Origin of the sequence: Williamsia sp. Leaf354 (genome assembly GCF_001424365.1) — a bacterium.
In the GTDB taxonomy this organism is placed as follows: domain Bacteria; phylum Actinomycetota; class Actinomycetes; order Mycobacteriales; family Mycobacteriaceae; genus Williamsia_A.
In genome coordinates, this window is the sequence record NZ_LMPL01000001.1 from 1,200,820 (window position 1) to 1,221,873 (window position 21,054).

Here is a 21,054-nt window from a genome sequence, read left to right on the forward strand (position 1 = left end):
GTGAGTTGTATCCGCATCACACCTGGTCGGCCGAGGTACGTAAGGGAGAACAATGTTCGAACGGTTCACCGACCGCGCTCGCAGGGTTGTCGTCCTCGCCCAAGAAGAGGCGCGGATGCTCAATCACAACTACATCGGCACCGAGCACATCCTGCTCGGTCTGATCCATGAGGGCGAGGGCGTCGCCGCCAAGTCCCTCGAGTCGCTCGGCATCTCGCTCGAAGGTGTCCGCAGCCAGGTCGAGGAGATCATCGGCCAGGGCCAGCAGGCGCCCTCGGGACACATCCCGTTCACGCCGCGCGCCAAGAAGGTTCTCGAGCTGTCGCTGCGCGAGGCGCTGCAGCTCGGCCACAACTACATCGGCACCGAGCACATCCTGCTCGGCCTGATCCGCGAGGGCGAGGGCGTCGCCGCCCAGGTCCTCGTGAAGTTGGGCGCCGACCTCAACCGCGTGCGCCAGCAGGTCATCCAGCTGCTCTCGGGCTACCAGGGCAAGGAGCCGCAGGAGGCCGGTACCGGCGGACGCAGCTCCGAGTCGGGCACCCCGTCGACCTCGCTGGTCCTCGACCAGTTCGGTCGCAACCTGACCGCGGCCGCCGCCGACGCCAAGCTCGACCCGGTCATCGGGCGCGAGAAGGAGATCGAGCGGGTCATGCAGGTGCTCTCGCGACGCACCAAGAACAACCCGGTCCTCATCGGTGAGCCCGGCGTCGGCAAGACCGCCGTCGTCGAGGGTCTCGCGCAGGCCATCGTGTCGGGCAACGTCCCCGAGACGCTCAAGGACAAGCAGCTCTACACTCTCGACCTCGGGTCGCTGGTCGCCGGCAGCCGCTACCGCGGTGACTTCGAGGAGCGCCTGAAAAAGGTCCTCAAGGAGATCAACACCCGCGGCGACATCATCCTGTTCATCGACGAGCTGCACACGCTCGTCGGTGCCGGTGCCGCCGAGGGCGCGATCGACGCCGCCTCGATCCTCAAGCCGAAGCTGGCCCGTGGCGAGCTGCAGACCATCGGTGCCACCACGCTCGACGAGTACCGCAAGTACATCGAGAAGGACGCTGCTCTCGAGCGTCGTTTCCAGCCGGTCCAGGTCGGCGAGCCCTCGGTGGAGCACACCATCGAGATCCTCAAGGGTCTGCGCGATCGCTACGAGTCGCACCACCGCGTGTCCATCACCGACGGTGCGCTGGTGGCCGCGGCCACCCTGGCCGACCGGTACATCAACGACCGCTTTCTGCCGGACAAGGCGATCGACCTCATCGACGAGGCGGGCGCGCGCATGCGCATCCGTCGGATGACCGCGCCGCCGGACCTCCGCGAGTTCGACGACAAGATCGCCGGCGCGCGCAAGGAGAAGGAATCGGCGATCGACGCCCAGGACTTCGAGAAGGCCGCGAACCTCCGCGACAAGGAGAAGCAGCTCGTCACCGAGCGTGCCGAGCGTGAGAAGCAGTGGCGCAGCGGTGACATGGACGTCGTGGCCGAGGTCGACGACGAGCAGATCGCCGAGGTGCTGGGCAACTGGACCGGTATCCCCGTCTTCAAGCTCACCGAGGAGGAGACCACGCGTCTGCTCCGCATGGAGGACGAGCTGCACAAGCGGATCATCGGCCAGGTCGAGGCGGTCAAGGCCGTCTCCAAGGCGATCCGTCGTACCCGTGCCGGTCTGAAGGACCCCAAGCGTCCGTCGGGCTCGTTCATCTTCGCCGGCCCGTCCGGTGTCGGTAAGACCGAGCTGTCGAAGGCGTTGGCCAACTTCCTGTTCGGCGAGGACGACGCGCTCATCCAGATCGACATGGGCGAGTTCCACGACCGCTTCACCGCATCGCGACTGTTCGGTGCCCCTCCCGGCTACGTCGGATACGAAGAGGGTGGCCAGCTGACCGAGAAGGTGCGGCGCAAGCCGTTCTCGGTGGTGCTGTTCGACGAGATCGAGAAGGCGCACTCGGAGATCTACAACACGCTGCTGCAGGTGTTGGAGGATGGGCGTCTCACCGACGGTCAGGGGCGCACGGTCGACTTCAAGAACACCGTGCTGATCTTCACCTCGAACCTCGGTACCGCCGACATCTCCAAGGCGGTGGGCCTGGGCTTCACCTCCGGCGAGGGCAACGGTTCGGGCTACGAGCGGATGAAGCAGAAGGTCAACGACGAGCTGAAGAAACACTTCCGCCCGGAGTTCCTCAACCGCATCGACGACATCGTCGTGTTCCACCAGCTGACGCAGGACGAGATCATCACGATGGTCGACCTCATGCTGAACCGTGTCGAGGTGGCGCTCAAGAACAAGGACATGGCGCTCGAGGTGACCGACAAGGCCAAGAGCCTGCTGTCCAAGCGCGGGTTCGATCCGGTGCTCGGTGCGCGACCGTTGCGTCGCACCATCCAGCGCGAGATCGAGGACCAGCTCTCGGAGAAGATCCTGTTCAACGAGATCACCCCCGGACAGATCGTCCTCGTCGACATCGACGAGTGGGACGGCGAAGGCGACGGAGACGGCGTGAAGTTCACCTTCAAGGGTGAGAAGAAGCCGGTCGAACTTCCCGAGTCGCCGGTGGAGCTGACGAAGGCCGCCGACTGACATCGGTCATGGAGTGACACGAGCGGGGCGCATCGGGACACCGGTGCGCCCCGCTTCGTGTCTGCGCCAGGTGGTGCCTACCGCGGGATCAGCGACAGCGTCACCGCATAGCCACCTGCTACGCCGGCGGCGTTGACGAGCAGGAGCGTCAGACACAGCGGCCACATGAGGCGTCGGGAACGGCCACGGCGAAGGGTGAGCACCCAGTCGACCACCGCCAGGATCAGGGTGATCACCACCATCGCGGCCGCGGCCAGGTCATACGGCGTCGAGTCGAACTCGCCGTAGTTCCCGAAGCCGGCTGCGAACCAGATCCAGAACGCCACGTACGGAACGACCGTCAGCGACGCGAGGACGTGCGTCCCGCACAGCAGTACCGCGAACGCTGCGTCGACGTATCGAGGCTGCGGCGTCGTCACCGTGCGTTCTCCCATTCGTCGACGGTAGGACGCGGCGATGGTGCGAGGACAGAGGAGAATTACTCACCGAGCGCGATGACCTGCGACACACTTTCGCCCTGAGCGGACTACCCGAGGGGGCCTCGGGTCGTTGAGAGGTGTGACAGGTAGACGACGATTCCAAGGAGAGACTTCACATGGCAGCCTCGACCACGCCGATTCGTTCGCAGCTGAGCGTCCTGCTGACGCTGACCCACACCGAGATCCAGATCGCCCAGACGCGGGTGGTGCAGGCCCGCACCGAAGCCGTCGCCACCGAACTGCGCGAGAACGCCGAGAACGGCAAGCTCCGCGCCATTGCGATCGAGAAGGTCCTCCGTGAACTCGGCGGGATCCCCGAGATCACCCGGCCCCTCGTGGGACGCGGTGTGGCACTGGGGAAGACCGTCCTCGAACAGGCCCAGCCGCTCGACGAGGCACTCCTCGGCGATCTCGCCCTCGAGCAGCAGCTGCTCGGTCGCGCCAAGTACGTGAAGGCGCTGGGCACTGCCCACGACCTTCCCTCGGTCGTCGACCTCGCCGATACGCTCATCGACGCGCACACGGCGACGGTCGACTGGCTGACCACCGTCCTCGCCGAAGAGGCCATCGGTGGCCCCGCGGCGCTGCGCCGCACGCCCACACAGTGGGCCAGTGGCGTCCTCGCCACCGCGGTCACCCTGCCCGGCACCGTCATCGCCCGTGGCGCGGACCGCGTCATCGATTCCGTGAGCCGCGTCCCGCAGCGGATCGGTGGACTGCGGTCGTCCGCGAAGGAGACCACCGAGAACCTGCGGTCGGCGGCGAGGGAGACCACCGAGACCGTTGCGGTCACATTCACCGCGGGACGTGACGCCGCACTCGAGGCCGCCGAGGAGGCCGCACGTGAGACCGGCGCGACCGGTATCGCCGAGACCATCCACTCTGCGCGCGTCGCGACCGGCACGATCACCGCCGACGACCTGCCCATCGACGGCTACGACGATCTCACCGTCGGTTCGGCCGTGTCGGCGATCAAGGAGCTCGACAAGCCGTCCGACATCCGCCTCGTCGTCGACTACGAAGAGGCACACAAGGATCGACAGGGTGTCGTCTCCGCGGCGCAGACCCAGCTGGCCTCGATCGCCAAGGAGATCGCCGGCACCAACTGACCGCGTCCGGCCCTGCTCGAGCTTGATACCGTACGCACGTCAAGCGAGAGCAGGGAGTCGGTCACGTGAGTCACCCGAACCACGAATGGGATCGGGGCACGCCATATGGCGGCCCACCGTTGCCACCGCCACCATCCGGCGGTGGCAGCGGTCGTTCACTGGTCATTCTCGCCGTCGTGCTGGCGGTACTGGTCGCCGTCATCGCGGCCGTCGGTGTGGTGGCCTACCAGCAGTTCGGTCCGGGTGAGGAGTCGTCGACGGTCGCTGCCACCGCATCGACCTCGTCGCCGGCGCCGACCGGCTCCGACGGTTCGGCACCGTCTGCCACCGACCCGTCGTCCACCGAGTCATCGTCACCTGACCCCGACGCCGGTGAGCAGTGCCCGACCCCGTCCGCCGGTCCCGCCACCCCGGCCGGCTGGAAGTCGGTCACCGGGAAACGCGGTCTGGCCTACGACGTCCCGCCGACCTGGACCGTGCAGTCCTGCGGCACGGTGATCGGGTGGGAGAAGAAGTGCGCCGACGGCCCGTTCGGCTTCTGCCCGATCCGGACGATGAGCGGCGCCGCGACGCTCGAGTCGCCCGCGTGCCCGAAGAGCACGCTTGCCGACGCCGGCCTCCCCGGTGCGTCCGACACGAGCGACATCATGCAGGCGGTGCGCGATGAATCTGCTCTGGTGGCCGACATCTACACCTCGGATTCCGGCCGGGTTCCTCGCGTGCAACTGAGTGCGCCACGGCGATTCACCGTCGGCGGTGCCGAGGCGGTCCAGGTGGTCGCATCGGTCACCGGCATCGAGACGTCTCCCTGTCAGGGCCCCACCGCGCTGCACAGCATGGTGGCCACCACCGTTCCCGGACAACCGGGTTCGGTCATGTTCATCATCGCCCTGCCGCAGGGCATGGCCGACGCGGTCGCGCCCTCGATCGGCGACCAGATGGTCGCGACGCTGCGCCGCATCGGCTGAGCTGAGCGGCGCTGGCGAACTAGGCAGCGCGGTAGAGCAGAGTCTGCGGCCACATGACGTCGATGCGTGGCGCACGTGGGTGTTCGACATAGAGAACCGGTGGCGATGGTTCTTCGATGTCTGGTGGTTCGATCCACGGGTCGTCACTCGTCGAATGCTGTTGGAGCAGTTCATCGATGCGGTGCAGGTGGTTGGCGCGGAGTGTCTCGGGTGGGTCGGTGTTGCAGCGCCAGCCGTAACGCCCCTTGTCGGGGTCGTCGGTGATCTTCTCCGTGCTCCACTGATGCGGTTCGGATCCGACGGCCCGGTTGTGTCGTCCGCATGCGGGTGCCATGTGCGGAGAGTCAGTGAGTCCGCCGTCGGCCCAATCGGCTTCGGCGTGGTGCATTTCGGTGTGCGCGAACGGAGTCGTGCAGTCGTCTTTGCTGCATCCCTTGTACTGGGCGAAGCCCATCAACCTTTGCGCCTGTGAGGCGAGGCGACGATTGCGACCGAAGAACAACGGTTCGCCTGTGACATCGTCGAACACAGCGAGATGCGGCTGGGCGTCGGCGGCGAGCTTCACGACATCACTGATCGGGAGATCGGTACCCGTGGTGGTGCGTGCGACACCGGCATGCTCACGAAGTTGTGCGTCGGTGATGGAGACGATGATCTGCGGCGGCAATCCGCGATGCGAGTCGCCGAGCAGTCCACCGTTCACCGCGGCATCCAGCAAAGCTTTGAAGGCGTCATGATTCCGCTGACTCTGGCTGCGGCAATCCCGATCAGCTGCATCCTTCAGCAACTGCGGATCGGCATCGCCGTGATCACCCTTTGGCGACTGATCGTCGTCGGGATTGTTCATCCCGGGCGCAGCCCACTTCGCCAACACCACATCGAACAGAGCACGCGTGATCGGATCCAACGTCGCAGTCAACTTCGACATCAACTGCGAGTCCTGGCACCCGAGGTTCAGTTTCCGATTCCGGGCGCGATCGCGGTCGTCGGTCAATCTGCCGTCGGGATCGAGGTGGGCGAGGATCCGTGTTCCAACCGCACCGATCTCTCGGCGTCAGCGTCGTCGCGAACTCGGCGAGGGTTTCCTCTGCACGCGCCCGCTGCTCGGGCTCGACCGCAGCGGGAATCTTGGCCATGACGTCCAACACCGCGTGAACGTGGTCGGGTCCGATGGTGCCGGCCGCCAACTCGCGCGCGGTGTTCGGGCAGACCGGTGGCAGCTTCTCACCGGTCATCGCGTGCATCGGCTCCAACGCCTGGACTGCCTGTAACCGCTTCTTCGGCTGGGTGACCCGCAGTTTCGTCTGCAGGAACTCGGTGACCGTCACGCATCCCACGATCCGGTGGGCGTCGCGGTCGGAGACCTCGAGGATGCGCTGGTTGCCGATGGATTCGAATTGGCGGACAACGGTGTGGTGATCGATCGCCAGCTGTGCGACGGTCTCGTCGTTGTGGGCGTCTGCGGTTTCCTTGGCGATCTCGTCGACGAGGGCCTGCAGGGCAGCGTATTTCGCTACGAGATCGCTCACGGACTGCCCCCTCCCCAGGTGTGACTGTACGTCTATTCTAGCACGCATGTTCGAGGGATGGGTGGTTGATTATGGTGAATAGTGTTGAACGTGAGTGTATTTCGGGTGGGTGGTTGCGTTCTACTGCCGCTGACGGTGCGGAAGCCGGCCGTCGAGTGTGCGTTGTCTCATGGTCGGCCTGCGAGGCGCTGTCAGCACACTCGACGACCGTTTCCACACAGTCAGCACGACCGGCACACTCGACGACCGTTTCCGCACAGTCAGCACCTACGGCTGTTTCCACCCAGTCAGCAGTACCAGCGAGAACTCAGAGCCAGGCGGGCTCCAGGTCGAGGGTGGTGCGGTCGAGGGAGGCCAGGAGATCGAACTGGGGTCCGGTCTTGGGGAGCTCGTAGCGGAAGAAGTACTGCGCGGCAGCTCGTTTGCCGTCGTAGAAGTCGCCCGTCTTCTCGCCGACGGCGAGGAGCTGCTCGAGCCAGATCCAGCTGATCACCACGTGGCCGGCGGCCTCGAGGTAGACCGTCGAGTTCGCGAGCGACACCGACACGTCGCCGGCCGACCACAGTGCGACGGTCACCTCGGCGAGACGATCGGCCGCGGCCTTGAGCTGCGTCGCGTAGTCGGCGGCCGGCCCACCCGCGGCCGTCGCGCGGTCGACGCTCTCGGTGATGGTCCCGACGAGCAGCTGTAACCCCTTGCCGCCGTTCATCACGACCTTGCGGCCGAGGAGATCGAGACCGTGGATGCCGTGCGCGCCCTCGTGAATCGGGTTGAGGCGGTTGTCGCGGTAGTACTGCTCGACATCGAATTCCTTGGTGTAGCCGTAGCCGCCGTGGACCTGGATCGCCAGGCTGTTCGCCTCGAGACACCACTGCGACGGCCAACTCTTCACGATGGGCGTGAGCACCTCGAGCAGTGTGTGGGCGTTCTCGGCGGCCTCACCCTCGGTGGTCTGCTCCTCGTCGACGAGCTTCGAGGCGTAGAGCCCCAGGGCGAGAGCGCCCTCCACATACGACTTCTGCGCCAGCAGCATCCGACGTACGTCGGCGTGGTCGATGATGGGGATCGCGGGCGAGCTGGGGTCCTTGTTGTCGAGCGGCCGACCCTGGGTGCGCACCTTCGCGTACTCGAGTGAGGCGAGGTATCCGGCGTAGCCGATTGCGGTGGCGAGGAATCCGACGCCGATGCGGGCCTCGTTCATCATGTGGAACATGTACATGAGGCCGTGGTGCTCCTCGCCCACGAGATAGGCGACCGCGCCCTTCTCGTCGGCGGGGGAGTGGGTGCCGTCGCCGAAGTTCAGCAGGCAGTTGGTGGTCCCGCGGTTGCCCATCTTGTGGTTGAGACCCACGAGGGCGATGTCGTTGCGGGTGCCGTCGGGCAGGTACTTCGGTGCGATGAACAGTGAGATGCCCTTCACGCCCGCGGGCGCGCCCGGGGTCTTCGCCAACACCAGGTGGACGATGTTCTCGCTCAGCTCGTGCTCGCCGGCCGAGATCCACATCTTGGTGCCGGTCAGTCGCCAGCTGCCGTCGTCGGCGGGAACCGCCTTGGTGGTGATGTCGGCGAGGGTGGATCCGGCCTGCGGCTCCGAGAGGCACATCGTGCCGTAGAAGCGCCCCTCCACCATCGGGCGTACCCAGGTGTCGATCTGCTCGGGCGTGCCGTACTCGGCGAGCAGGTTCGCGTTGCCGACGGTGAGGAAGGGGTAGGTCGACGACGACGGGTTCGCGGCCTGGAACCACGCCAGCGACGCCTTGCTCACCACCGACGGGAGCTGCAGGCCGCCGACGGACTCGTCGAACGATCCGGCGATGAGACCCGATTTGGTGAACTCGGCCAGCGCGGTGCGCACCTCGTCGATGAGGACGACCTTGCCGTCCTCGCCGACGTACGGCTCGTTCTGGTCGCCCTTCTTGTTGTGGGTCGAGAACAGCTCGATCGCCATGTCGGCGCTCAGCGACAACACGTCGTCGAAGGTCTCGCGGGAGTGCTCGGAGAAACGCTCGCGCTCGGTGAGCGCGGTGACGTCGAGCCACTCGTGGAGCAGGAAGTCGATGTCGCGACGGGACAACGGGTCGGCCATGAGTTCTCCTCGATATGAGCACTCGCTAATAAATGAGCGCCCGCTTATGATGCTCTCCGGGTGCGTCGATCGTCAATGGTCGGCGCCCGCCACACCCTCCGAAGAGTCGAGAGTCCATGAGCATCACCGCCGGTCGCGCCGGGGCCGCCGACCGCATTCGGCGCGCGGCGATCGACGCCTTCGCCGAGTCGGGATACGCCGGCACGTCCACGCGAGAGATCACCCGGCGACTCAACATGAGCGCGACCGCGATGTATCCGCACTTCGACTCCAAGGAGGAGCTGCTCTTCGACATCGCGCTCGAGGGGCACCGCAGCGTGTTGGCGGCGATGCGCCTCGCCGACGACCCCGCGGCCCCGCCGACGGATCGTCTCGAGGCCGTCGTCGCGGCGTTCGCGCGGTGGCAGGCCGAGTTCTCGAGTCTCGCCCGGGTGGTGCAGTACGAACTCGGTGCCCTGACCCCGGTCCACTACCGCGAGATCGTGGTGATCCGGCGCGAGACGATGGCTGTGATCGCGGCGATCGCCGAAGCAGGCCGCGCGGCAGGTGATTTCGACATCGACGACGTCGACGGGATCGTGCTGGCGATCTCGTCGCTGTGCGTCGACGTGTGCCGATGGTTCCCGTCGGGGGCCTACCGGGACCCGGTCGACCTCGGTGCCGCCTACGCGCGCATCGCGCTACGCATGGTGCGCTGACCGCGGATCGGGTTCAGGCTTCTCGCCGCGATGCCAGCTGCGAAGGCCAGACGGCGTCACGGTCCATCTGCGATCGCGGAAAATTCGGAGACTGGCCGCCGATGGTGACATGGCCCGCCGCTGTTCGGACCACGATGTCGTACCCATCGGTCGTGGTTCCCACGGCGAATCCCGATTCCTTGAGGTCGATCGACCACCCTTGTTCCCGCATGGCCGACACGAGACGCGTGAAGCCCGTTGTCCCCCAGGTGTCCCATCCGGCCACCGGGAGTACCCAGTAGTCGACGGAGTAGGAATACGGCTGGTCGGGATTCGTGCCGTCCTCGTCGGCCGGCAGTGCGCCCGATCCGAGGACGGCGTGCGGGTACTCCAGTAGTCGATCGGTGAACACCGTCCCGGCGGGCTGCGCGTCGACGACGGCCTGTACGTGCTCGATCAGCTGTCGGTGCGCGTCCCACGCCGTCGTCGTGATCGCCGCCCGACTCGGTGTCGAGGCGGCGAGGTATCCGCCGACCACCGCGAAGACCGTGAGGAGGATCGTGCCCGTCACCGCGAGGGCGCGGCCGATGAGTCGGCCGGTGGGGCTGATCACGACGGGACGACGGTCGACATGAGCGACACCCAGATCGCGAGCAACATGCCCTGCACCAGGATGCCGGCCAGCGGCACCCAGAACGCGATGCGCCGACGGGCCATCAGCACGATCGCGACGACCGACGCGGCGAGCAGCACGACTCCACCGACGCCGTCCAACAGGATGTAGGCGAGGTTCATGTTCCCGTAGTTGCAGTCGTTGTAGCCGCACGAGTCGGTGATCATGATCCCGAACAGACTGAAGAACGCCACGAACGCGAAACCGGCCCAGTACAGGACCAGCAGGATCGAGGTCACGATCACGTCGGCGGTCCGCGACGGTCGCTGCGGGGCGAGGTACGGATACACCGCCGACGACCCCGGTCCGGGCGGTGGTGGCGGGGGCGGGAAGAAGCCGACGTCGTCTCTCATGCCGGGAACAGTAGGTGACCTGCGGCGGGTCCGATAAGGGTGAAACTACCTACTGATAGATCTCGCGGTAGAGCCCGACGATCTCGTCGGCGTCGGGGACTCGCGGGTTGTTCGCCGGCGACCCCGAGGCGAGAGCCTGCTCGGCCATCACCGACAGCCGCGACTCCCAGTCGTCGGCACCGATGCCGTAGGTCGCGGGTGTGGGGACCTCGACGTCGGCGCACAGTCGGGTGAGCTCGTCGACGAGCGTGTGGGCGGCGGTCCGGTCGTCGGCGCTGTCGCCGACCACGCGCATGGCGCGGGCGCAGTCGGCGTAGCGCCCGAGCGCCGCGTCGACCGAGAACCGTGTGACCGCGGGCAGCAACATCGCGTTCGACAACCCGTGGGCGACGTGGAAGTGTCCGCCGATCGGGCGGCTCATGCCGTGCACCAGCGCGACCGACGCGTTCGAGAACGCCATCCCCGCCTGGGTCGAGGCGACCATCATCGCCGCCCGTGCCTCACGGTCGGAGCCGTCGGCGTACACCCGGCGCAGGGCTCCGGCGACGATGCGCATCGCGGCCAGGGCGAGGCCGTCGCTGAAGGGGTTGGCCTTGCGGCTGACGTAGGCCTCGATGGCGTGGGTGAGCGCGTCGACGCCGGTGTCGGCGGACAGTCGGGCGGGCATCGACATCGTCAGCTCGACGTCGACGATGGTGGCGATCGGCAGGAACGACAGCCCCGGGCACAGCATCTTCTCGTCGGTGTCGCTGTCGGTGATGACCGTGAACTGCGTTGCCTCCGAACCTGATCCGGCCGTGGTCGGGATCGCGATGATCGGCAGCGCCGGACCGGTGTAGGGGCCGGGCGCACGGTAGTCGCCCATGGTGCCGCCGTGGGCGAACAGCACCGACAGGGCCTTCGCGGTGTCCATGGGGGAGCCGCCACCCAGGCCGATCACCGCATCGGCGTCGGCCGCGCGCACCGCCTCGAGTCCCGGGCCCAGCGACGCGGTCGTCGGGTCGGGCACGGTGCCGTCGAACAGGGTCGGTGTGGTCCCCGCGTCGGTGAGCAGGTCGAGCACCCGCTGCGCCACGCCGGCGGTGACCATGAACGAGTCGGTGACGACCACCGGGCGGCGCACCCCGAGGGTCTCGACCACCGACCCGAGGCGGTCGAGGGCACCGGCCCCGATGTACGCCAACCGCGGCAGCGCGATCGCCGCGACGGTCACGAGCGCGACTCGCGCCCGGCCAACAGCAGCTCGATGGTGAGCTCGAGACGGTTGGTGACGTCGGCCGCCGTGGCCCGCCGCGTCAGCCACTGCACGAGGTTCGACATCCACACGTCGGAGATCACACGCGCGATCTTGAGATCCTCGTCGGTCGGCGTGCCGGTCACCATCGCGTTGGCGAGCAGGCGGTCGATGACCGCGGCGACCGTGTCGACCTCGGCGGCGGCCGAGGCGTCGGCGAACATGAACGCGCGGGTCATGGCCTCGGTGAGCAACGGATCGCGCTGCATCGCCAGCGTGATCAGATCCAGGACGTGGCGCAGACGCTCGAGCGCGGTGTCGCCCGTCAGTTTGCTGCGATCGGCGCGGCCCTCCACACGTTCGAGTTCCCGGGCGAGAGCGGTCACCAGCAGGTGGACCTTCGAGGGGAAGTACCGGTAGAGCGTCCCGACGGCGACGTCGGCGCGATCGGCCACCGCGCGCATCTGCACGGCGTCGTAACCGCCCCTCGAGGCCAGCGCGAGGGTGGAGTCGAGGATGCGGCGGCGTCGCTCGCGCTGCGCGGTGGAGCCGAGGTCGGTGTCGGCGCCGGTCTGCGGCGTGGGGGCGGGCCGACGGGCGTCGGCCGCGCTCTCGCTCTGCTCAGCTGGGCTGTCGGTCGTGGGCGCGAATCCGCCCGGTGTCGCCGGCGTGGCCATGGGTCACATCCTCACTTCGCCCGCTTCGCGGCGGGCGAACCGGTTCTCGAATGGATCAACGATATGCCGCGCCCGCCGAAGTCGACGACTTGCCGCACCGTTCCCACCACACGACGTCCTCCCGGGCTTTCTGCTCGACCGGACGCCTGGCATGATTAGAACACGTTCTAGTTTCGTGATCGGTGAGATGAGTGAGGGCGGATCCATGGCGATTGCCGATACCAGCGAGCACGCGTCGTTCACCGACGCCGTCCACCGATGGGCCGAGCACGTCGACACCGTCGGGCTGGTCCGTGCCGAGATCGACCACACCGATCCGCGCGGCGGCACCGACACGTGGACCGCTGTCTGGTCGCAGATCGCCGACCTCGGTCTGTTCGCGGTCACGGTGCCCGAACACCTCGACGGCCTCGGGGCGACGTTCGTCGATCTCGCGGTGATGCTCGAGCAGTGTGGGCGCGATCTCGTGCCCGGTCCGCTGGTCGCGACCGCGGTGGCCGCCGATCTGCTCGCCGGGTCCGATCTGGGGGCCGCACTGCTCACCGGCGACCGCAGCGTCGCCCTCGCCTCGGCCGGTGTCGCGCCCGGCGCGGTCGTCGGGGCTGTCCTCCGCGACAGCGCCGAGGGCGTGCTCGTCGATGCCGACGCCGTCAGGGTGGTCGGCGCGAGCACCGACGGGCTGGTGCTGCTCGCCGCCGACGGTGGGGAGCGCCGATGGCTCGTCGTCGACCTGGCCGCACCCGGTGTCGACCTGAAGACGGCCACCGCGCTCGACGGCCGCGCCGGGGTGGCGTCGCTGTCGCTGCGCGGTGTCGCCCCGGTCAGGGTGATCGAGACCCCCGCCGAGGTGGTCGCGGCACGACTCGTCGCCGGCCTCGCCGCACAGGCCTCGGGCATCACGCGGTGGGTCCTCGACACCGCCGTCGCGTACGCGAAGGTGCGCACCCAGTTCGGCGCGCCGATCGGGTCGTTCCAGGCCGTCAAACACCTGTGCGCCGAGATGCTGTGCCGCAGCGAGCAGATGACCGCCGCCGCCTGGGATGTCGCACACGCCGTCGCCGACGGGGCCGCCCCCGACCAACTGGCCCTGTCGACCGCGGTCGCCGCGGCCGCCGCCGCCGACCTGCCGGTGGCGACCGCGCAGGACTGCATCCAGGTGCTGGGCGGCATCGGCTTCACCTTCGACCATCCCGCACACCTCTACCTCCGTGCGGCGCTGTCGACCCGGACGGTGCTGGGCGGCAGCGAGGCGTGGCGGGCGCACTGTGCCGACGCCGCCCTGGCCGGGACCCGCCGACGGGTCGACATCGATCTCTCCGCGGTCGAGGACCGGCGGGCCGAGGTCCGCGCGACCTGTGCGCGCATAACGGCGTCCGCCGACACCCGTCGCGTGTTGGCCGAGACGGGCTACCTCATGCCGCACTGGCCGGCCCCGTACGGCCTCGGTGCCGGCGCGGCCGAACAGATCCTCCTCGACGACGAACTCGACCGCGCCGGGGTCACCCGCCCCGACATCGTCATCGCCGGATGGGCCATCCCGACGATCCTCGAACACGGCACCGACGCGCAGCGCGAGCGGTTCGTCGCACCGACCCTCGCCGGCGACATCGTGTGGTGTCAGCTGTTCTCCGAACCCGAGGCGGGTTCCGATCTCGCGTCGCTGCGCACCCGCGCCACCCGCACCGACGGTGGGTGGCGCCTGCAGGGGCAGAAGATCTGGACCTCGGAGGCCCACACCGCCGACTGGGCGATCTGCCTCGCCCGCACCGACGCCGACGCCCCGAAGCACAAGGGCATCAGCTATTTCCTCGTCGACATGCGCAGCCCCGGCATCGATGTCCGACCGCTGCGGGAGATCACCGGCAACGCCCTGTTCAACGAGGTCTTCCTCGACGACGTGTTCGTGGGCGACGACTGCCTCGTCGGCGAGGTGAACGGCGGCTGGAGACTCGCACGCACCACGCTGGCCAACGAGCGCGTGGCGATGGGTGGCTCGGGGTTGGGCAAGGAGATGGAATCGCTCCTCGATCAGCTCGACGGTGGGCCGCCGCTGTCACCGGTGGGTCGCGACACCCTCGGCGCCCTGTGTGTCGACGCGCAGATCGGTCGCGTGCTCGACGCGCGGTCGGTGCTGGCGAGCATCGCCGGGATGGATCCCGGTGCGATCTCGAGCGTCCGCAAGCTGATCGGCGCGCGCCACCGTCAGGCGGTGCCCGAGTTCGCGGTCACCGCACTCGGCCAGGCCGGACTCGCACCCTCCGACGCCGCCGACCTGTACCTGCGCAACCGGTGTCTGACCATCGCCGGTGGCACCTCACAGGTCCTCGCCACCGCGGCCGCCGAACGGATCCTGGGTCTGCCGCGCTGAGAACCTCGACACCCCGACGCGATCAGTGCGCGGGGCGGTCGGTGTCGTCGCGCATCACCAGCGGGGCGATCGCGGCCAGCGCCGTCGGAGTCGCGTAGTAGTAGCCCTGCGCGAAGTCGCAGTCGACGCCGCTCACCTTGGCCGCCTGGCTCGAGGTCTCGACACCCTCGGCGACCACACGCATCCCCGTGGTGTGCGCCATCGCGACGATGCTCGACAGGATCGCGCGGGCCTCGACACTCTCGTCGAGGGCGTCGACGAACGGCTTGGCGGTCTTGAGGATGCTGATCGGCAGACGGTAGAGCTGGTTCAACGACGAAGCGCCGGTGCCGAAGTCGTCGATCGCGACCTGGATGCCGAGTTCGCGGATCGCGGCGAGGGTGGCCGGCGCGCGCGCATCGCTCTCGGCGAGCGCACTCTCGGTGATCTCCACGCACAGGCGCCCGGGATCCATGCCCGACTCCTCGATGGCGGCGGTGAGCCGCGACAGCAACCGGCGGTCGCTGAGCTCGCGCCGGGACATGTTGACGCACAGGGTGAGTCCCGAGGTCCACGGTGCGGCGGTGAACTCGGTGGTGGCGGTGCGCACCACGTGGTCGCCGATCAGGTCGATGAGATCGGTCATCTCGGCGATGGGGATGAACTCGGTCGGGGAGACGCGACCCAGTGTCGGGTGGTCCCACCGCAATAGGGCCTCGACCGCGACGACCCGCTGGTCGCCGGTCGTCACGATCGGCTGGTACTCCATGAACAGCCCGCGGGCGCCCGAGTGCAGGGACTCACGGAGATCCTGTTCGATCGACTGGCGCCGCTGCAGGTCCTCGCGATGCTCGACCCGGAAATGCACATACGGTGTGCGGGAACTGGATTCGAGTTTGGCCTGGTAGAGGGCGATGTCGGCGTCGCGGAGCAGATCGGTCGGTGACCGTCCGTCGCCCAGTCCGGCGACGGCCACACCGATGCTGATGGTGAGCCGCTCGCTCCGGCTCCCCAACGCGATCGCGGCGCCCATCGCGGCGTGCACCGCCGAGCTCTGTGCCTCGATCCGGCCGGCGAAATCGTCCGACAGCGGTGTGACGATGACGAACTCGTCGCCCCCGATCCGTCCGATCGCGCTGCCGACAGGGGTGATCGCGTCGAGTCGCCGCGCGATGGTCTGCAACACCTCGTCGCCGACGGAGTGGCCCAGTGAGTCGTTGACGAGCTTGAAGTTGTCGAGGTCGAGGTAGTAGACCGCGACGCGGTCGTCGGGTGCGGCCATGGCGTCGAGTTCCCGCGCGAGTCGGCGGAGGATCCCGCCGCGGTTCAGCAGTCCGGTGAGGTGGTCGTGGTTGGCCTCCCACGCGAGTTGCGATGTCCGCTCGTGCCGGTCGGTGATGTCGACGATCGACACCAGGGCCGCGGCCCCGTTCGCGTCGTCGTCGATGATGCGGGCGCTGCACGACAACCAGCGTCGGCCGTCGCTCGTCGTCAGCTTCGCCGTGCGGTCGGCCACCGGCAGTCCGGTGCGCAGGCACCCGGCGATCGGCGACTCGACGTCGTCGGGGAAATCGAGGGCGAGAGAGTCGATGTCGACACCGGGCACCGCGGTGGGGTGCAGTTCGAGCATGGCCACCGCGGCGGGGTTGGCCAGCTCGATGCGTCCTCCCTCGCGCACCACGATGACCGCCTGGTGCAGCGACATGAGGATCGCCCCCAGTCGCTCGATGAGGGGTCGGCGGGTCGCGGCGCAGACGAGCAGGTAGCCGTCGCCCATGGCAGTTGCCGAGACCCGTGAGAGCAGTGATCGGCCGTTGTCGTAGCGGTGGTGCAGTTCGTCGACCACGCCACCCATCGCGACGATCGCGCTCGGGTCGGTGCCGGCGCCCACGACCGTTCGCAGCGAGCGGCCGATCGCGTCGAGCGCACTCAGGCCGTACATCCTCGACGCGCCGCGGTTCCACGACCGCACGTGCAGATCGCGATCGACCGAGATCACCGCGTCGCTGACGTGGTCGATCAGCGCGGCCTGGTGGCGCAGCGCCGTCTCGGCGGCCCGGATGGCGGCGACGTCGCGCAGGATCACCTGGTAGGCGGGGGCGTCCTCCCAGATGGTGCGGACCGAGGTGACCTCCATCGGCCGCGTCTCGCCGGTGGCGTTGCGCATCAACACCTCTTCGGGCATCGTCGCCGCGCCCGGCTCGTCGCCCATGTCGGTGAAGCGCTCGAGCATGCGCGGCAACGAATCGGGATGGACGAAGTCGGTGATCGGCAGGCCGAGGAGCTCCTCGCGGGTCTCCACGCGACCGAAGCGCACCGCGGCGGAGTTCACGTAGACCACAAGGCCGTTCTGGTGGACCACGATCGGGTCCGGGCTCAGCTCGAGCAGCAACCGGTAGCGCTCGGCGACCGGAGAGACGGCCGACGGCGTCATGGGAGCCGCGGCCGGGGCGACGACGTCGCCGACGACACCCCCGGTGACATCGCCGTCGACATCGCGAAGCACCTCTCCGTCCGGCGTTCCCCCGACTGACACGACCACTCCCGATTCCTCGTCTGCGGCCGACTCGTCGCGAACCGACGGCCCCCATTCTCCTGCACATCGTTAGCGCATGTGCCAGATGAGGCGGAAGTACATCCGCGAGGTCTGTGAAATCTCCCGGACTCGCCATCTGGCACGAAAGTGCGGGATCGTGGAAAGTGCCGTCTGACCTGGGCGGATTCACGATACGCGACTGCTTATCGTGACAAACGACAAGGAGTTCACCATGACAAAGAATCTGCACTCTCGCGTGTCCGGTGTCGGCGCCGTCACGGGCTACGGATGGGGCCGCGAGCGCCTCTGGGAAGGGCTGGCGTCTGGCAAACCGGCGGCGGGCCTTCGCGCGGGCTTCGGCTCGAACCCCGACGAGGCGGGCTGGATCGTCGCGGTGCCCGACGGCGGCGAGCCCACCGACGGTGCCACCCGCTTTGCACGGGCGATGCGGTGGGCCGCCCGCGAGGCGATCGAGGACGCGCTGGCACACGGGTGGACGCCCGGGCGTCGCGTCGGACTGGTCCACGCGACCGTCATGAACGACACCGCCATGCATCCGATGTTCTCGTGCACGCCAGGTGCGTTCAACCCGCGCCAGTACGTGGCCGTCACCCCCTCGACGCCCATCACCCTGCTGATGCGCGAGTACGGGTTCCACGGCCCGGCGATCAGCGTGTCGGCGATGTGCACCTCGGGGTCGGCGGCGGTCATCACCGCCAAGATGTGGCTCGACGCCGGCATGGTCGACGACGTCGTCGTGGTCGCGACCGACCTCTCGGCCACGCCCGAGATCGTCAACATGTTCATGCGCCTCGGGGTCGCCATCACCGACGACGAGCCGCTCTCGGCGTGCCGCCCGTTCCAGGAGGGCAGCCGCGGCTTCACCTTCGGTGAGGCCGCCGTCGGGTACGTGATGACCAACCGACGCGACGTCGACGGATACGCCGACGTCCTGGGTGGCGCGATGGCGCACGACGGTTTCCACCCGACGTCGATCGACCCCGAGCTCACCCACGTTCTCGGGTGCGTCGACGAGGCCCTCGAGAACTCCGGTGTGTCGGGCGGCGACATCGCGTTCCTCAACGCCCACGGACCCGGCACCGCGCAGTGCGATGCCGCCGAGGGCGTGATCGCGACGACGCGCGTACCCGACGCGGGGGTGTTCTCCGTCAAGCCGTTGGCCGGTCACTGCCAGGCCGCGGCGGGCGCGGTCGAGCTGGCCGCCTCGCTGCTCGGGTTCACCCACGGCGAGGTGCCCGCGACACCCCAGGTGTCCCGCGCGGCGATCGGGAACCTGCTCGACGGCCTCACCACCGCCGAGCCGGGTCTCACCCTCAAGACGTCCCTGGGCATGGGCGGTTACACCTCGGCGCTGGTGGTGTCGCCCGTGTGACCCCTCACCCGAACACTCCGGGGGTGTTCGGCTGATCGGGGGCGGTCGACGTGTCGCGGCCGCCCCCGACGGTCACCTTCGGTCGCCGACCCTGGGGTTGGGGGGCCAACTCTGCTACAACTAGAACAGGTTCTAGTTGGAGATGAGGTGTTCGCCCCGTGGACTTCACCGTCGATTCCACCGCGACCGCGGTGGGCGATGTGGTGTCGGATCTGCTGCGCCGTCACACGCCGGTCTGGGACGCCGAGTTCGTCGACCCCGGCGGATTCGACACAGACCTGTACGCGTCGGTGCACCGCGCCGGTCTTCTCGCCCTCGCGCTGCCCGCCGACCACGGCGGCGACGACGTCGGGTTGATCGGTCTGCACCCGTTGCTGAGGGCGCTGGGCACCGCGGCCGCGGTGACACCGACGCTCGGGACCGTGGTCGCCGGCGCGGTCGCGTCCGGCCCGGGGGCTGCGTCGGTCGTGGCGGGCATCGTCGAGGGCGGCGGACACGTCGCGGTCGCGGTGTCCGAGCCGGGATCGCCGCTCACCACCACTCCGCAGACGTCGCTGTCCAACGGTCGTCTACGCGGCACCAAGACCGCCGTGCTGCACGCCGGGGGCAGCGCGGCCCTGCTCGTCACCACCGACTCCGGTGCGGTCCTCGTCGACACCGACGCACCCGGGGTCACCCTGACCGCGACGCCCTCGTCGACGGGCTGGGGCGAGTACACCGTGCGCTTCGACGACGTCGCCGTCCCCGACGACCGCGTGGTCGCCCGGGACGCGCGCGTGGTGCGCGACGCCCACCGCTTCGCGCTGTCGGCCTACGCCGACGGCGTGCTCGCCGGCGCCCTGCGCATCACCGCCGACCACGTCACGAACCGCGTGCAGTTCGGCAAGCCGATCGCGACGTTCCAGGCGGTCACCCAGCAGCTCGCCGACATCTATGTGGTCGGGCGCTCGATGAACCTCGCCGTCACCTCCGCGGTCTGGCGGATGTCGGAGGGCCTCGACGCCGACCGCGACCTGTCGATCGCCGCCTACTGGCTCGCCGCGGAGATGCCGTCGACGCTGCGGACCATGACCCACCTGCACGGGGGGGTCGGTGTCGACATCACCTACCCGCTGCATCGCTACGCCTCCATCGTCAAGGACCTCGCACGGCTCGTCGGCGGCCCCACCGCCCGACTCGACGAGCTTGCGGAGTCGTCAATGCTCGCAGCCGAGCTCGCGGAGTCGGTGGAAGAGGGGATCTGACGTGTTCATCGACCTCACACCCGAACAGAAGGCGCTCAAAGCCGAGCTGCGCGAGTATTTCTCGTCGCTCATCTCGCCCGAGGACGCGGCGACCATGCGCACCGAACGCCACGGGCCCACCTACCGGAAGGTGATCCGGCAGATGGGCTCCGACGGCTGGCTCGGTGTGGGCTGGCCGACGGAATACGGCGGCAAGGGTTTCGGCGAGATCGAACAGCAGATCTTCGTGAACGAGGCCGCGCGCGCCGACGTCCCGCTGCCCGCGGTGACGTTGCAGACCGTGGGGCCCACCCTGCAGGTCCACGGCACCGAGGAGCAGAAGGCGAGGTTCCTCCCCGCGATCCTCGCCGGGGAGGTGCACTTCGCCATCGGCTACAGCGAACCGGGCGCGGGCACCGACCTGGCGTCGCTGACGACGGCCGCGGTCCGCGACGGCGACGAGTACGTGGTGAACGGCCAGAAGCTCTGGACCACAGGCGGTCACGACGCCGACTACGTGTGGCTCGCGGTGCGGACCGACAAGAACGTGGCCAAGCACAAGGGCATCTCGATCCTCATCGTCGACACCCGCGACCCGGGCTACAGCTTCACCCCGATCATCACCGCCGACCGCGCCCACCACGTCAACGCCACCTACTACTCCGACGTCCGCGTCCCGGCGAGCATGCTCGTCGGTGAGGAGAACGGTGGATGGAAGTTGTTGACCACACAGCTCAATCACGAACGGGTGATGCTCGGTCCGGCCGGCCGGATGGACGGTCTGCTGGCGCGGATCACCGCGTGGTCGCACCGACCGGCCGCCGACGGCGCCGTCCCGGCGAAGAACCCGGACGTGCGGCGCGCACTGGCCGAGATCGCCGCCTACACCCGCATCAACGAGTTGCTGAACTGGCAGATCGCGTCGTCGGGGGACGAGTCCATCTCGATGGCCGACGCCGCCGCGACGAAGGTCTTCGCCACCGAGCGGGTGCAGCGGATCGGACGGCTGATCGACGAGATCGTCGGTCGCTATGGCGATCTCACCGATCCGGTCACCGCGGAACTGCTCGAGTGGTTCGACGCGCAGGCCAAACGCAATGTCGTGATCACGTTCGGTGGCGGGGTCAACGAGGTGATGCGCGACATGATCGCCACGGCCGGGCTCGGTCTGCCCCGGGCGGCGAGGTAG

General features: G+C 68.4%; 16 protein-coding genes and 1 pseudogene. 8 read left to right on the forward strand and 9 right to left on the reverse strand.

All coding sequences use genetic code 11. The features are described 5' to 3' along the window. Positions 1-52: 52 nt before the first annotated feature. On the forward strand, positions 53-2,581 hold the full coding sequence (locus ASG12_RS05815; RefSeq protein WP_055786254.1) for an ATP-dependent Clp protease ATP-binding subunit: 2,529 nt from the start codon (positions 53-55) through the stop codon (positions 2,579-2,581). A gap of 77 nt (positions 2,582-2,658) precedes the next feature. Here ASG12_RS05815 and ASG12_RS05820 read toward each other — a convergent pair whose 3' ends face one another. Further along, positions 2,659-3,015 (reverse strand): hypothetical protein, encoded by a 357-nt coding sequence (locus ASG12_RS05820; RefSeq protein WP_055786257.1) that lies wholly within the window; start codon positions 3,013-3,015, stop codon positions 2,659-2,661. Between the two features lie 161 nt (positions 3,016-3,176). On the opposite strand from ASG12_RS05820, the gene ASG12_RS05825 reads away from it, so the two are divergent. Both ASG12_RS05825 and ASG12_RS05830 read left to right on the forward strand, forming a co-directional pair. Beyond that, positions 3,177-4,169, forward strand: coding sequence for a hypothetical protein (locus ASG12_RS05825; protein WP_055786259.1), 993 nt, complete (start codon positions 3,177-3,179; stop codon positions 4,167-4,169). A gap of 176 nt (positions 4,170-4,345) precedes the next feature. After that, on the forward strand, positions 4,346-5,137 hold the full coding sequence (locus ASG12_RS05830) for a hypothetical protein (RefSeq protein WP_235456090.1): 792 nt from the start codon (positions 4,346-4,348) through the stop codon (positions 5,135-5,137). Positions 5,138-5,156: 19 nt separating this feature from the next. Here the strand turns inward: ASG12_RS05830 and ASG12_RS05835 are convergent, their stop codons facing one another. From ASG12_RS05835 to ASG12_RS05845, 3 genes and pseudogenes are all read right to left on the reverse strand, one after another. Beyond that, positions 5,157-6,131, reverse strand: coding sequence for a DUF222 domain-containing protein (locus tag ASG12_RS05835; protein WP_055786263.1), 975 nt, complete (start codon positions 6,129-6,131; stop codon positions 5,157-5,159). Between the two features lie 85 nt (positions 6,132-6,216). Next, a pseudogene (locus ASG12_RS21555) lies at positions 6,217-6,714 on the reverse strand (DUF222 domain-containing protein); the annotation flags it as partial. Between the two features lie 259 nt (positions 6,715-6,973). Next, complete coding sequence (locus ASG12_RS05845; RefSeq protein ID WP_055786269.1) at positions 6,974-8,752, reverse strand: acyl-CoA dehydrogenase; 1,779 nt, start codon at positions 8,750-8,752, stop codon at positions 6,974-6,976. 116 nt (positions 8,753-8,868) lie between these two features. On the opposite strand from ASG12_RS05845, the gene ASG12_RS05850 reads away from it, so the two are divergent. Further along, on the forward strand, positions 8,869-9,450 hold the full coding sequence (locus tag ASG12_RS05850; RefSeq protein ID WP_055786272.1) for a TetR/AcrR family transcriptional regulator: 582 nt from the start codon (positions 8,869-8,871) through the stop codon (positions 9,448-9,450). Positions 9,451-9,463: 13 nt separating this feature from the next. Here the strand turns inward: ASG12_RS05850 and ASG12_RS05855 are convergent, their stop codons facing one another. The 4 genes from ASG12_RS05855 to kstR are packed head-to-tail and all read right to left on the reverse strand — an operon-like array spanning position 9,464 to position 12,366. Then, a complete protein-coding gene (locus ASG12_RS05855; protein ID WP_055786275.1) occupies positions 9,464-10,042 on the reverse strand; it encodes a hypothetical protein in 579 nt (192 codons plus the stop codon). After that, positions 10,039-10,455, reverse strand: a complete 417-nt coding sequence (locus ASG12_RS05860; protein ID WP_156377930.1) for a DUF6264 family protein — start codon at positions 10,453-10,455, stop codon at positions 10,039-10,041. The genes ASG12_RS05855 and ASG12_RS05860 overlap by 4 nt, the downstream gene beginning before the upstream one ends. Positions 10,456-10,504: 49 nt before the next feature. After that, complete coding sequence (locus ASG12_RS05865; protein ID WP_055786281.1) at positions 10,505-11,668, reverse strand: iron-containing alcohol dehydrogenase; 1,164 nt, start codon at positions 11,666-11,668, stop codon at positions 10,505-10,507. Beyond that, positions 11,665-12,366: a cholesterol catabolism transcriptional regulator KstR gene (kstR, locus tag ASG12_RS05870; RefSeq protein ID WP_055786284.1), complete on the reverse strand. Its 702-nt coding sequence runs from the start codon at positions 12,364-12,366 to the stop codon at positions 11,665-11,667. The genes ASG12_RS05865 and kstR overlap by 4 nt, the downstream gene beginning before the upstream one ends. Before the next feature lie 205 nt (positions 12,367-12,571). Between kstR and ASG12_RS05875 the strand changes: the two genes are divergently transcribed. Then, complete coding sequence (locus ASG12_RS05875) at positions 12,572-14,734, forward strand: acyl-CoA dehydrogenase (RefSeq protein ID WP_055787770.1); 2,163 nt, start codon at positions 12,572-12,574, stop codon at positions 14,732-14,734. A gap of 22 nt (positions 14,735-14,756) precedes the next feature. Here ASG12_RS05875 and ASG12_RS05880 read toward each other — a convergent pair whose 3' ends face one another. Then, positions 14,757-17,219 carry a sensor domain-containing protein gene (locus ASG12_RS05880; RefSeq protein WP_235456092.1) on the reverse strand — a complete coding sequence of 821 codons (2,463 nt, stop codon included), beginning with the start codon at positions 17,217-17,219 and terminating at the stop codon, positions 14,757-14,759. A 262-nt stretch (positions 17,220-17,481) separates the two neighbouring features. On the opposite strand from ASG12_RS05880, the gene ASG12_RS05885 reads away from it, so the two are divergent. The 3 genes from ASG12_RS05885 to ASG12_RS05895 all read left to right on the forward strand — a co-directional run bounded on the left by ASG12_RS05885 (position 17,482) and on the right by ASG12_RS05895 (position 21,054). Then, complete coding sequence (locus ASG12_RS05885) at positions 17,482-18,642, forward strand: beta-ketoacyl synthase N-terminal-like domain-containing protein (protein ID WP_055787778.1); 1,161 nt, start codon at positions 17,482-17,484, stop codon at positions 18,640-18,642. A 158-nt stretch (positions 18,643-18,800) separates the two neighbouring features. Then, on the forward strand, positions 18,801-19,886 hold the full coding sequence (locus tag ASG12_RS05890) for an acyl-CoA dehydrogenase family protein (protein ID WP_055786287.1): 1,086 nt from the start codon (positions 18,801-18,803) through the stop codon (positions 19,884-19,886). 1 nt (position 19,887) lies between these two features. After that, positions 19,888-21,054, forward strand: a complete 1,167-nt coding sequence (locus tag ASG12_RS05895) for an acyl-CoA dehydrogenase family protein (RefSeq protein WP_055786290.1) — start codon at positions 19,888-19,890, stop codon at positions 21,052-21,054.